Source organism: Pseudomonas sp. SIMBA_068 (genome assembly GCF_046534705.1).
GTDB classification, from domain to species: Bacteria; Pseudomonadota; Gammaproteobacteria; order Pseudomonadales; family Pseudomonadaceae; genus Aquipseudomonas; species Aquipseudomonas putida.
Map to the genome: position 1 here is coordinate 1 of NZ_JAWRYI010001659.1, position 236 is coordinate 236.

Annotated in this window: 1 protein-coding gene; it reads left to right on the top strand. The window is 50.0% G+C overall.

Features of this window, described 5'->3' with window-relative positions:
- Positions 1-159: P-II family nitrogen regulator (locus SB756_RS35375; RefSeq protein ID WP_410913921.1), on the top strand; the 159-nt coding region annotated here is incomplete at its 5' end.
- Positions 160-236: the final 77 nt, after the last annotated feature.

Here is a 236-nt window from a genome sequence, read left to right on the forward strand (position 1 = left end):
ATCGAGATGGTGGTGGGCGACGATATCGTTGATACCTGCGTCGAGACCATTATGCGCACTGCGCAGACCGGCAAAATCGGTGATGGTAAAATCTTTGTCTTCGACGTGGCGCGCGTGGTGCGCATCCGTACTGGCGAAGAGGATGAAGAGGCGATCTGATTATATCTTTATCAGCTCTTTATCAGCATAAAGAAGCCCGCGCTGCGGGCTTTTTTTATTGCTCAATTACATCCCTT